Source organism: Pseudoalteromonas sp. P1-11, from assembly GCF_001399995.1.
Lineage (GTDB): Bacteria > Pseudomonadota > Gammaproteobacteria > Enterobacterales > Alteromonadaceae > Pseudoalteromonas > Pseudoalteromonas atlantica.
The window spans coordinates 501865-515103 of sequence record NZ_LJSP01000002.1 but is presented as its reverse complement, the minus strand read 5'-3'; the positions used below and the strand labels follow the sequence as shown (position 1 = coordinate 515103).

The following is a 13239-nucleotide window of genomic DNA, read 5'->3' as shown; positions in this document are numbered from 1 at the left end:
CAGACAAAGGGAGCGTCCTCTTCTGTGGTCGCTATTTTATTTAACGTTGCGTGAGTTATATCTGTTTGTGGCGAGCAGCCGTGCGTAACAACGTTCTTTATTTCAATTATTTTAAGAGCTGATTGTTGTTATTGATATTACCGATAAAAACGTTTGATCATTTACATCGAGTTGTGTTTGTTCTTTATGCTTTTAATTCATGTGAAAACAGCTTTTTTAAATTTCAGCAGATATATTTAAAATATTTCATTCTAAATTATGCAATTTTCCATTTTGGGTAATGTCATAGAATGCAACTCTAAAAAACTTCATTATGCTGCGTTCTTGATTGAACTGTATGACTATTAATATAAGACAAATCTTCTTTGCTCTACTTTTTTCTTTCCTAGTGAGATTTTGCTTGTTTATTTTTTTGCAATTGTAACATTTGTAATCGATAATCCTGCGCTTATTTTATTGATCTTCTTATTTTTTAATCATTTGAGCTTTGCAGGCTCTGTAAACAACGGACAAATACTCAGGAGTGGTTTAATGCGCAGATTTTTTAATTCTTTGTCGGTAAAAATGCAAATTTTAGTACCGGTATTATTCAGTATTACGTTAATTTTAATAGGCTTACTTTATAGCTCAAGTCAGTTAGGCAATGCTTTTTCTAAGGTGAGCCGCGCAACTAGTGATCTCATTACATATAAATCATCTTTAAATCAAATAGTTAATAATACTTATGACATGCGTATCAAAGCTATTTATAGTTTGTTTACAGCGGATGATTTGAAAACCTATGTTAGTGTTTTGCAGCAAAAAAAATCTAATATTAATAAAAGCTTAGACGTTATTAATCAAATGGAGGGGCTAGAAAGTGAAGTCAACAGTTTAAAGAGTGCAGTTAACCAATATGTAGGGTTTTCACAAAGCACAATGTTTCCTCTTCTAAACTCTAAGCTAAGCCAAGTGTTAAGCTCAGCTCAACAATCACAATATAATTCTGCAAGTAGTCAATATCGTGAGCTGGGGCAAAAAATGCTATCTGCGATAGATGCACTATCTGAGAAGTTAAACACAGTAACAGTAACTAATATTCAGCACAGTGAAGCGGCCCATACTTACGTCCTTAACTGGTCTTTAGTTGGGTTATTGGTGATTTTAATTGCTGCTGTTTATATTAGTTGGGTTCTTGCAAACCTTATTGTAAAGCCAATACAAGCACTACAGGAAACAATGAGGCAAGTGGCACAAGGTAACTTACTAGTTAATGCAGATGAGCAAGGTAAGAATGAGATTTCGGCACTAGCCCGCGATGTAAACTTAACCGTTCATCAGTTGCATCAAACGGTAAAATCCCTTAGCAGAATAAGTATTGAGGTTTCGTCTTCCGCAATTGAGCTTGCTACGGTGATGACTCAGTCAAGTAGTAACTCAGATCAAGAAAAGTATGAAGTTGAGCAAGTTGCCTCAGCAGTAAATGAACTTGAAGGGACGTCAGCGGAAGTCGCTAATAATGCAGTAGTTGCTGATAGTGCATCTCAAGAGGCAAATAAATTGGCTTCACAAAGTATGGTTATGTTTAAACAAAGTAGTGAAGCAAGCGGGAAAATGTTTATACAGTTAGAAGATGCTGCAAATGTAGTTAATTCACTCAAAGAGCAATCTGATAAAATAGGGCAAGTGATCCAGGTCATTGAGGAAATATCAGATCAAACTAATTTGTTAGCGCTGAATGCTGCTATTGAAGCTGCTCGAGCTGGAGAGAGCGGGCGTGGTTTTGCTGTTGTTGCTGATGAAGTGAGAATGCTAGCTGCCAGAACCCAAGAGTCAACGAAAGAGATTCAAATAATAATAGAAGAGTTACAAACTCAATCAGGTCAGGCTAACAATAGCATGCATACAAGTATTGAAATGCTCAAAGGTAACCAAGCATTATCTAGCCAGCTAAGTGACTCATTAAGTGATATAACTAAAGCTATAGAATCGTTGACGGATACCAATACGCAAGTGGCAACAGCCTCGGAAGAGCAAAGCCAAGTCACTAAAGATATAAATGTGAATCTGACAAATATTTATGATTTAGTGAGCCAAAATGTAACGGGCATTACTCAAGCCGCTGCAGCGAGTCATGAATTGTCTAAATTAGCTGAAGATCAAAAGTCAAAGCTAGATTACTTTAAAGTTTAACTGATAAATAAAGTGATTAAGTTATAATTCAATTAATTAACGAACATAGTATCTAAACATAAAAGCTCTAAACCAAAGGTCTAGAGCTTTTTTATATTTAATTAAAGTTAAATTTTAGCAGTTAACTTTTAAGTATCGTTGGGTTTCGTTTCACTCAACCCAACCTACGGTTAATCATCAATTGAGCGTAGTAGGGCGTTGATGCCTACTTTTTCGCGTGTTTGCTTATCTACTTTTTTCACGATAATTGCAGCGTATAGGCTGTGAGTGCCATCTTTTGATGGTAATGCACCTGGCACAACTACAGCGCCTGCTGGTACTCGGCCGTAGTGAATTTCGCCGGTTTCACGGTCGTAAATACGAGTGCTTTGGCTAATGTAAACGCCCATTGAAATTACAGCGCCTTCCTCTACTACTACACCTTCAACAATTTCAGAGCGTGCGCCAATAAAGCAGTTGTCTTCAATGATGGTTGGGTTAGCTTGTAGTGGCTCTAAAACGCCGCCTATGCCCACGCCGCCAGATAAGTGTACGTTCTTACCAATTTGCGCACACGAGCCAACAGTTGCCCATGTATCAACCATGGTGCCTTCATCTACAAATGCACCTATGTTCACATACGATGGCATAAGTACGACGTTTTTACCTACAAAGCTGCCTTTACGTGCTACCGCGTTAGGGACTACGCGCATGCCACCTTGTTGAAACTGCTCCGGTGTGTAGTCGCTAAATTTAAGCGGTACTTTATCGTAAAACTGGTTTACGCCGTCGTTCATTGGTTGGTTATCGCGAATACGAAATGATAGTAAAACGGCTTTTTTAAGCCATTGGTGTACGACCCATTCGCCTGATATTTTTTCAGCAACGCGTGCAGCGCCGCTATCAAGAAGCTCTAGTGCGTCAATAATCGCTTGTTTTACATCGCTAGATACACTGCTTGGGCTAATGCTATCGCGGTTGTCCCAGGCGTTTTCTATCATAGTTTTTAAATCTGACATGGTGTGTCCTTATTCTGTTTCGGCGTTGAATTTTTTACGTAATGCCTGATGAATTTTGGCTTGCTCTTCATCAGTCAGCGCTTGGTATTCGTTATTTGATACGACAAAGAAATCCTCTGCACGTTCACCTACCGTTGTAATACGGGCTGCGTGAATGTGTAATAAATGCGCTTGGAAAACTTCAGCAATTTTAGTAAGTAAACCGGGTATATCAACAGCTTGAATTTCTATTAGGCTGCGATCTTTACGTGCATGAGGGCGCAGCACTATTTTAGGTTTAATATTAAAGTCTTTAAATCGTTGTGAACGATTCTTTTTAAAGCGTATTTTTTTACGTGGTTCGCTAAGTGCTTGCTCAAGCCCACGTTTAATTGACTGAGCACGGCTACTTGCAATAGGGTCGCCGCTCACTTCAAGTATTACAAAGTTAAATAGGGCGTAGCCGTCTTTGGTAGTAAGCACTTGAGCGTGTTGTATTTGCGCCTTTTTAGAACCAATTACGCTAACTAAGCGAGCGAATAACGGCCCAGAATATGGGCTATAGGCAAACACTTGCGTGCCACCATGCATTGCTTTATCAGAAACAATAACACTGGGTAGGCTTAAGTCTGCGCATTTTAATAAGTGCTCGGTTTGCCATGATATTTGCTGCTCGCTAAAGGCAGTAAAGTAATTGGCTTTAAAGCGGCTCCAAATTAAATCAATTTGGTTTTCTAGGTAGCCCAAATTAAGTAAGCGCTGTTTAGCTTGGTGTTTTTTATCGCGTATTTGGTCGCGTTGATCCATTGGGTTTTCAAGCCCTAGGCGTAATGCGCGCTGAGTATGCAAGTATAACTCGCGTAGTAGGGTGTTTTTCCAATCATTCCATAAGTTGTCGTTGGTTGCGCGTATATCGGCAACGGTTAAACAATAGAGGTAATCGAGTTGGCGCTCTGTTTTTACGCGTGAGGCAAAGTCTTTAATAACACCTGGGTCATTTATGTCTTTACGCTGCGCAGTAACCGACATAAGTAAATGGTTACCAACTAGCCACGATATAAGCTTGCCATCAGATGATGGGAAGCCATGTAATTTAGAAAAAGCAATGGCATCCACTGAGCCTAGCTCTGAGTGATCGCCGCCACGTCCTTTAGCAATATCATGAAAAATACCCGCTAAATAAAGCAGCTCAGGCTTATCCATACGAGTTACTATTTCACTACAAATAGGAAACTCGCTCACTTTAGATTTATCAAAATATTGGTAAATATTATTGATTAATTTATGGGTGTGCTCATCTACTGTGTAGGCATGAAATAAGTCAAATTGCATTTGCCCAAATATATTACGCCACTGCGGTAAATACGCGGCCAACATGCCGTGTTTGTGCATGAGCGTGAATGCGCGGCCCATGCCGTTTGGGTGTTTTACAATACGCATAAATGCCTCGCGACACGCTGCGTAATCCTGTAAGTCACCTAATAGGCGCCTGCGTACTTGCCTAATGGTACGAATAGTACTTGGGTAAATATGGGTAATTTCGGGGTTGTCGGCAATATGCTCAAACAAAACAAAAAGTTGATCGCGTCTAAAAAATACCGATGGGTTTTTAACCCTAATTTGGTGCCCAACGCGTTCAAAGTCTTTGTCTAACTCAATCACTGGCGCTTCGCTGCTCTCTGGCATAATACTTTCTTCAAAGTACGATAGCAGCATTTGGTTAAGCTCGCGTACGCGGCTCATTATTCTAAATAAGCGTTTCATCATACGCTCAACCGAGGCTTTACCATCGCTACCAAAGCCAAGTATTTCAGCTGTGTGTGGTTGATGGTCAAACAACAAACGGTTTTCTGAGCGCCCAGCGGCTAAATGCAGTGCAAAGCGAATATTCCAAAGGTTTTCTAGGCACTCCGAAAGCTCCTGAAACTCTTCATGCGTTAAGTAGCCGTGGCTAATTAGCTCTTGTAGGGTTTCGGCTCTAAAGTGCTTTTTAGCAACCCAAATAATGGTTTGTAAATCGCGAAGGCCACCGGGGTTTTCTTTTATGTTTGGCTCTAGGTTGTAAGCAGTACCGTGGCACTTTTTATGACGTAGGTTTTGCTCTTGCACTTTGGCTACAAAAAATTCGCCTGAGCGCCAAACGGGGGTTTCTATAATATGCGTTTTGAGTTTTTCAAACTCAATGTGATTACCAAAAATGAGCCTGCTTTCGAGCAAGCTGGTGGCAAAGGTAACGTCTTCACGTTTTTGCTCTATGGCTTGTTCAATGGTACGCACACTGTGGCCTATCTCTAAATTGAGATCCCATAGCATGGTAACAAACTGGCCTATTTTTTCGCATATTTGCTCGCTAGGCGGCTGCGTAACAAGCAATAAAAAGTCAATGTCGGAGTAGGGGTGTAGCTCGCCACGGCCATACCCGCCCACGGCAATAAGGGCAAGATCAGGCTCGTGAGCTAAATCGTAAACATGAAACAGTTTAATTAGCAGGCGGTCTATAAACTCAGCCCGGGCATTAATTAAATTACCAACTGGTTGCTTAGAAAATTCGTTATGTAACCACTTATAAAAATAGCTAGAACAATCGCGATAATCGCTCAGTTGCTCAGCATCGCTAAGTAACTTTTTTACTTTGTTGGGTAATGCCACGTGGGCTGGCTCCTTATTGAACCGTTAGCATTGATAAATAACCTGAACGTGAAGTAATAAGTCTATCCCAAGCGGCTATTTTTAGTGTTAACAGTGTTGAATCCACTTGCAAATAGGCTCGCTATTTGGCGCGTCAATTCGATTTGTTTTCACTGAAAATCCCCGGCTTGGGAAAAATAAATTAAATATTACATATAATTCAGTATGTTATTAAATGTATTAACCCAATTAGAGGTTAAATACTTTTATCAAGTGGCTCGGTTTTTATTAGTGTTCGATAATCCTGTCGATAGTATCATCTGATCGCAGCGTTAAAATTTCAACACCATTTTCAGTCACTAATAGGGTGTGTTCCCACTGTGCAGACAAACTACGGTCGCGTGTAACTACAGTCCACTCATCTTTTAAAAGTTTACACTGGCGCTTACCTGCGTTAACCATTGGCTCTATTGTTAAACACATACCGGCTTTAAGTGTTTCGCCAGTACCCGCTTTACCGTAGTGCATTACTTGAGGCTCTTCATGAAATTCGCTACCAATACCGTGGCCGCAGTATTCACGTACAATTGAGTAGTTAAAGCTCTCTGCGTATTTTTGAATTGCTTCACCAATATCGCCTAAACGCACACCTGGTTTTACCATTTTAATGGCAAGGTATAAGCTTTCTTGCGTTACTTGTGCAAGGCGTTTACCTTGAATGTTAGGCGTACCTACATGAAACATCTTTGAGGTGTCGCCGTGGTAACCATCTTTAATTACAGTTACATCAATGTTGACACTATCGCCATCTTTTAGCGGTTTGTCATTTGGAATACCGTGGCAAATTACATGATTTACAGAGGTACATACCGACTTAGGAAAACCGTGGTAATTTAGTGGCGCAGGGATAGCATCTTGCACATTTACAATATAATCATGACAAATTGTATTTAGCTCATCAGTAGTCACACCTGGCACTACATGTGGTTCAATCATTTCAAGTACGTCTGCCGCTAAACGCCCGGCTACACGCATTTTTTCAATTTCTTCAGGGGTCTTGATCACAGCGCTCATTGAGGCTCCAAAGTTGCGTTTTTTAACATTTATCGTCGCACAAATTTTGCACGCGACGTTGAGTATTTAATTTTAATATGGTATAAAGCGCGCCGTCTTTTTACAAATAAATTCTTAAATGATTTTTTGTATTTAAGGCAAACACAATTTTATTTTAACACACACACGTATCGTCACATACACTTGGGTGCATTTGAAGTTTAAATACTTCGGTGTTGGTGCTATGGGATATGTGGAGGCCTAACCCTAAACTACATAGAGGATTTACAAAATGGCAAACGTTTCAATGCGCGATATGCTTCAAGCTGGTGTTCACTTTGGTCACCAAGCACGTTACTGGAACCCTAAGATGAAGCCTTTCATCTTCGGCGCACGTAACCGTGTACATATCATCAACCTTGAGCAAACAGTACCAATGTTCAACGACGCACTTAAGTTTTTATCAAGTGCTGCTGCAAACAAAGGTAAAGTTCTTTTCGTTGGTACTAAGCGCGCAGCAAGCGAAGCAGTTAAAGAAGCTGCTTTACAAAGCGACCAGTTCTTCGTTAACCACCGCTGGTTAGGTGGTATGTTAACTAACTGGAAAACAGTTCGTCAGTCAATCAAGCGTCTTAAAGACCTTGAAGCTCAAAGCCAAGACGGTACTTTCGAGAAGTTAACTAAGAAAGAAGCGTTAATGCTTACTCGCGAAATGGAAAAGCTTGAAAAGAGCCTTGGCGGTATCAAAAACATGGGTGGCCTTCCAGACGCTATCTTCGTTATCGATGCTGATCACGAGCACATTGCTATCCGTGAAGCAAACAACCTAGGTATTCCAGTTGTTGCAATCGTTGATACTAACTCTAACCCAGACGGTGTTGATTACATCGTACCTGGTAACGATGATGCTATCCGTGCAATCAACCTTTACACTAGCTCTGTTGCAGCTGCTATCACTGAAGGTCGTGAGAACAACATCGTTGCTCAAGCTGAGAAAGACGACTTTGTAGAAGCTGAGTAATTAGCTGTCATCAAGTCTTCATCTTTTTAAGGTGAAGACTTGCTATTCTTGTAGAGCGGTTTACCCGCTTATCTAATACCTGATTTCAGATTTGAGGATTTACTAATGGCTGTAACTACTGCCCTAGTTAAAGAATTACGCGAGCGTACTGGCGCTGGCATGATGGATTGTAAAAAAGCGTTAACTGAAACTGATGGCGACATCGAGTTAGCGATTGAAAACATGCGTAAGAGCGGTGCTGCAAAGGCTGCTAAGAAAGCAGGTAACATTGCTGCTGAAGGTACTATCATCATCAAGCAAAACGATGGTGTTGCAGTACTAGTAGAAGTTAACTGTCAAACTGACTTCGTAGCAAAAGACGAAAGCTTCTTAGCGTTTGCTAACAAAGTTGCTGACGCTGCTATCGCTGAAACAATCACTATCGAAGACTTACAAGCTAAGTTTGAAGAAGACCGTGTTGAGCTAGTAACTAAAATTGGTGAAAACATTAACGTACGTCGTCTTCAGTACATCACTGGTGAAACACTTGTTGAATACCGTCACGGTGAGCGTATTGGTGTTGTTGTTGCAGGTGTTGCTGATGAAGAAACACTTAAGCACATTGCAATGCACGTTGCTGCTTCAAACCCAGAGTACTTAACGCCTGAAGATGTACCTGCTGACGTTGTAGAAAAAGAAAAGCAAGTTCAAATCGACATCGCGATGAACGAAGGCAAGCCTGCTGAAATCGCTGAAAAAATGGTTGTTGGCCGCATGAAGAAATTTACTGGTGAGGTTTCTCTTACTGGTCAAGCTTTCATCATGGAGCCTAAAAAATCTGTTGGCGAAATTCTTAAAGAGAAAAACGCAACAGTTACTAGCTTCGCACGTGTAGAAGTTGGTGAAGGTATCGAGAAGAAAGAAGAAGATTTTGCTGCTGAAGTTGCTGCTCAAATTGCAGCTGCAAAAGGCGAGTAAGATTAACTATTTGTGATGCATAAGGAAATTAGATGCCATTAAAGTACTATTTGCTTTTGCGTCACGCTTAGAAATTCTTTAAAATAACCGCGCTTTTATGTTTATCATAAGCGCGGTTATTTTTTACCCATAATTTAATAAAAAGTTGGCCCCAATACTATGACTATCAATCGTAAACCTATTTTTAGACGTGTTCTTCTCAAATTAAGTGGTGAAGCTTTAATGGGAGACGAAGGCTTCGGCATCGACCCAAAAGTGCTAGATCGTATGGCCCAAGAAATTAAAGAGCTGGTAGAACTCGACGTAGAAGTGGGTTTGGTTATCGGCGGTGGTAACTTTTTACGTGGCGGATCACTAGCAGAAGCTGGCATGAACCGCGTAGTTGGTGACCACATGGGTATGCTTGCAACCGTAATGAACGGCCTTGCAATGCGTGATGCACTTCACCGTGCATTTGTTAATTGTCGTTTAATGTCGGCAATCCCTCTAAACGGTGTATGTGATGCATACAACTGGGCTGAGGCAATTAGCTTATTAAAATCTGGCCGCGTTGTTATTTTTGCAGCAGGTACGGGTAACCCGTTCTTCACTACCGATTCTGCTGCGTGTTTACGCGGTATTGAAATTGAAGCCGACACTGTAATTAAAGCGACTAAGGTTGATGGCGTATTTAGTGATGATCCGGTTAAAAACCCAGAAGCCACGCTTTACCGTCACTTAAGCTACAATGAAATTATTGATAAAGAACTAAAAGTAATGGATTTAGCGGCGTTTACACTCGCTCGCGATCATAATATGCCACTGAGCGTATTTAACATGAATAAATCAGGCGCCTTAAAACGCGTAATTATGGGTGAAGAAGAAGGCACACTTATCTCTTCACAAGCCTCAGATGAAGTAATCAAATAATTAGGATTAAACCGTGATTAACGATATTCAAAAAGATGCGCAAGAGCGCATGCAAAAAAGTGTAGCAGCACTAGGTAGTCAACTATCAAAAATTCGTACAGGTCGTGCTCACCCAGCAATTTTAGACGGCATTATGGTATCGTACTACGGTGCTGATACACCGCTTAACCAAGTGGCTAATGTAACGATTGAAGACTCTCGTACGCTGGCTATAGGCGTATTCGACAAGTCTTTAGCGCAAGCTGTAGAAAAAGCAATTATGGCGTCTGACTTAGGTTTAAACCCTATGTCTGCTGGTACAGTAATTCGCGTACCACTTCCTCCGCTTACAGAAGAGCGTCGTAAAGATTTAATTAAAATTGTACGTGGCGAAGTAGAAAGTGGCCGTGTGGCTGTGCGTAACATTCGTCGTGATGCTAATGGCGATGTAAAATCTTTATTAAAAGATAAAGAAATTTCTGAAGATGAAGCGCGTCAAGCAGAAGATACAATTCAAAAGCTTACAGATAAATTTATCAAAGAAATGGATGCACAACTAACAGCGAAAGAAGCTGAGTTGATGGAAATCTAAACAGCTAAATAACCTCAATGCAGGTTATGAAATATATTAGTTTTGAAACGCCGTCTAGGGTATACTAGGCGGCGTTTTTTTATGGAATACTCAATATTTATGGTTCTAGACGCTGATACAATTTCACAGCAATGTTTACCTAAACATGTTGCCATCATCATGGATGGTAACGGGCGTTGGGCGCAAGCTAGAAATAGACCTCGTGTGTTCGGGCATAAAAAAGGCGTGGACGCAGTTCGTCAATCTGTTCAGTTTTGTACTAAATTAGGGATACAATCGTTAACCTTATTTGCTTTTAGTAGTGAAAACTGGCGCCGCCCCGAAGACGAAGTAAACACTTTAATGGAGCTTTTTTTGTTTGTTTTAACAAAGGAAGTAAAAAAGCTTCATAAAAATAATGTAAAACTGACCATTATTGGAGATTTATCACGATTCTCTGAAAGTTTACGTAGCAAAGTAAACGCTGCGCATGAGCTAACAGCAGATAACACCGGTTTGCATTTAAACGTGGCCGCTAATTATGGCGGTAGATGGGATATGGCAAATGCAGCAAAGCAACTAGCACTACAAGTTGCAAACGGACAACTCAAGGCAGAGGATGTTACAGAAGAGCGCTTAGCACAGCATATGAGCATGGCAGACCAAGCGGAGCCGGATTTACTAATTCGCACGGGTGGTGATGTTCGTATTAGTAACTTTTTACTATGGCAAGCTGCTTATGCGGAACTTTACTTTACCGAAACACTTTGGCCTGATTTTAATGAAGCAGCATTTGCTGAGGCTATTGCGTGTTACGTTGCCAGAGAGCGACGTTTTGGTTGTACGGGCGAACAAATAAAACAATTACTCGCTCAAACCTAAAATAGAATAAGGGTCACTATTTTGTTAAAACAACGAATTTTAACCTCGGTTGTATTAGCGCCGTTAGCGCTAGCCTTGGTTTTTTATACTCCACTAACATTGTTTAGTTATTTTGCCGGTATTATTGTTTTACTTGGCGCGTGGGAGTGGTCTGCTTTTATGGGCCTATGCACAAAATTAAAACGTGGTGCGTTTGTGGTGTTAATTGGCGCGTTATTGGCGCTACTAAATTTACATTGGCCGATTGAATCACTGTGGCAAAACGGCCAGCTGGTCGGGGATGCAAATTACTTATTTACGCTCTCGTTTGCTTGGTGGATTGTGGCCAGTTATTTAATTTGGCGCTACCCAGCCATGGCCAAAGCATGGAACGAAGGCTTGGTAATGCGCGGCATTGCCGGGCTGCTTACTTTAATCCCACTTTGGCTTGCACTCAATACCTTACGTAGCGCGCAATACGCTGAATCTACGCACTTTGGCTCGGTACTGATTTTAGTGGTACTTGGTATTGTGTGGAGCGCCGATGTAGGGGCTTACTTTACAGGCAAAAGTTTTGGTAAGCACAAGCTTATGCCAAAGGTGAGCCCAAATAAAACCATCGAAGGCCTAGCTGGCGGTGTGGTTGCATCAATTATATTTGTTTTAGCTTTTTGTCACTTTACCGGTGTGGATTTTGCTGTATGGCCTATTTATGCCGTAATGACCGCCCTTATAGCCTTGTTTTCGGCTGTCGGTGATTTACTCGAAAGCATGTTTAAGCGTGAAGCCGGCCTAAAAGACAGTGGTCGCTGTTTACCCGGCCACGGCGGTATTTTAGATAGAATTGACAGCTTAACCGCAGCAGCCCCTATGTTTGTAATGTGCTATGCATGGACCTTGAGTTTATGAGCCAACAGCAACAACTTGTTATTTTAGGCGCTACAGGTTCAATTGGGTTAAGTACATTAGATGTTATAGCGCGAAATAAAGCGCTATTTAACGTGTTTGCCCTCACTGCAGGCCACAATGCAAAAAAAATGGCTGAGCTATGTATTGAGCACGAACCGTTATATGCGGTTATGGCCACACAAAGCGCTGCAGAGCAATTATCATCGTATTTAAATAATACGCCATGCCAAACCTTAGTAATGCATTCACAGCAGGCTATGAGCGATTTATGTGCGCATCCCGATGTCGATACAGTCATGTCAGCTATTGTTGGCGCTGCCGGCTTACTGCCCACACTAAGCGCCGTTGAAGCAGGTAAAAAAGTACTGCTTGCCAATAAAGAATCGTTGGTTATGTCAGGGCAGTTGTTTATTGATAAAGTAAAACAGCATAAAGCCACGTTGTTACCTATTGATAGCGAGCATAACGCTATTTTTCAGTGCTTACCTCATTCACTTCAAAACGCAAATGCAGATCAAAATTTACAAGAGCATGGCGTAAGTAAAATATTGCTTACCGGCTCTGGTGGACCATTTTTAACGCGCGATATAAATACCTTAAAAGAGGTAACGGTTAGTGAAGCCGTCGCTCACCCTAATTGGTCTATGGGGCAAAAAATATCGGTAGATTCAGCCACCATGATGAACAAAGGGCTTGAATTTATTGAAGCTAAATGGCTGTTTAATTGTGACACCAGCGATATTGATGTGGTGATCCACCCGCAAAGTATTATTCATTCTATGGTGCAATACCACGATGGCTCCATTTTAGCGCAAATGGGTAACCCCGATATGCGCACGCCTATTGCACATGCACTCGCTTATCCAGATCGAATTAGCGCCGGTGTAAAACCACTCAACTTTTCGGATATTTGTGATTTTTCGTTCACAAAGCCTGATTTTGCGCGTTATCCAAATTTACAACTCGCTATTGATGCGTGCAGCGCAGGGCAAGGCGCAACCACAACGGTAAATGCAGCAAACGAAATAGCGGTTGCGGCATTTTTAAAAGGCCAAATTGGCTTTACTGACATTTATAAAATTAATGCACAAACGCTTGAAGCGGCCACATTCACTAACGTACAAAGCCTAGATGAAATATTAGCGTGTGACCAACAAGCCCGCCAACGTGCAGCGGACCTAATAACAAAAGTGACTCATTAA

At 41.2% G+C, this 13239-nt stretch carries 11 protein-coding genes; 8 read left to right on the top strand and 3 right to left on the bottom strand.

What is annotated here, in order from left to right:
- Positions 1–531: 531 nt before the first annotated feature.
- Positions 532–2172: a methyl-accepting chemotaxis protein gene (locus AN390_RS05000; RefSeq protein ID WP_055253110.1), complete on the top strand. Its 1641-nt coding sequence runs from the start codon at positions 532–534 to the stop codon at positions 2170–2172.
- A 170-nt stretch (positions 2173–2342) separates the two neighbouring features.
- Here the strand turns inward: AN390_RS05000 and dapD are convergent, their stop codons facing one another.
- From dapD to map, 3 genes are all read right to left on the bottom strand, one after another.
- Positions 2343–3170: a 2,3,4,5-tetrahydropyridine-2,6-dicarboxylate N-succinyltransferase gene (dapD, locus tag AN390_RS04995; RefSeq protein ID WP_055253109.1), complete on the bottom strand. Its 828-nt coding sequence runs from the start codon at positions 3168–3170 to the stop codon at positions 2343–2345.
- A 9-nt stretch (positions 3171–3179) separates the two neighbouring features.
- A complete protein-coding gene (gene glnD / locus AN390_RS04990) occupies positions 3180–5798 on the bottom strand; it encodes a [protein-PII] uridylyltransferase (protein ID WP_024033810.1) in 2619 nt (872 codons plus the stop codon).
- 267 nt (positions 5799–6065) lie between these two features.
- Entirely contained in the window at positions 6066–6884 is an 819-nt protein-coding gene (gene map / locus AN390_RS04985; protein ID WP_223230592.1) for a type I methionyl aminopeptidase, read from the bottom strand.
- 238 nt (positions 6885–7122) lie between these two features.
- Between map and rpsB the strand changes: the two genes are divergently transcribed.
- From rpsB to ispC, 7 genes are all read left to right on the top strand, one after another.
- Complete coding sequence (rpsB, locus tag AN390_RS04980; protein WP_004586918.1) at positions 7123–7851, top strand: 30S ribosomal protein S2; 729 nt, start codon at positions 7123–7125, stop codon at positions 7849–7851.
- Positions 7852–7956: 105 nt separating this feature from the next.
- The gene (gene tsf / locus AN390_RS04975) at positions 7957–8808 is read left to right on the top strand and encodes a translation elongation factor Ts (protein WP_004586919.1); all 852 of its coding nucleotides are present in this window, start codon (positions 7957–7959) and stop codon (positions 8806–8808) included.
- A gap of 159 nt (positions 8809–8967) precedes the next feature.
- On the top strand, positions 8968–9717 hold the full coding sequence (pyrH, locus tag AN390_RS04970) for a UMP kinase (protein WP_039972186.1): 750 nt from the start codon (positions 8968–8970) through the stop codon (positions 9715–9717).
- A gap of 13 nt (positions 9718–9730) precedes the next feature.
- Complete coding sequence (frr, locus tag AN390_RS04965; RefSeq protein ID WP_004586921.1) at positions 9731–10288, top strand: ribosome recycling factor; 558 nt, start codon at positions 9731–9733, stop codon at positions 10286–10288.
- A gap of 81 nt (positions 10289–10369) precedes the next feature.
- Positions 10370–11149 carry an isoprenyl transferase gene (locus AN390_RS04960; protein WP_004586922.1) on the top strand — a complete coding sequence of 260 codons (780 nt, stop codon included), beginning with the start codon at positions 10370–10372 and terminating at the stop codon, positions 11147–11149.
- A 21-nt stretch (positions 11150–11170) separates the two neighbouring features.
- On the top strand, positions 11171–12037 hold the full coding sequence (locus tag AN390_RS04955) for a phosphatidate cytidylyltransferase (protein ID WP_055253108.1): 867 nt from the start codon (positions 11171–11173) through the stop codon (positions 12035–12037).
- Positions 12034–13239, top strand: a complete 1206-nt coding sequence (ispC, locus tag AN390_RS04950; protein ID WP_055253196.1) for a 1-deoxy-D-xylulose-5-phosphate reductoisomerase — start codon at positions 12034–12036, stop codon at positions 13237–13239. Before AN390_RS04955 ends, ispC begins: the two co-directional genes overlap by 4 nt.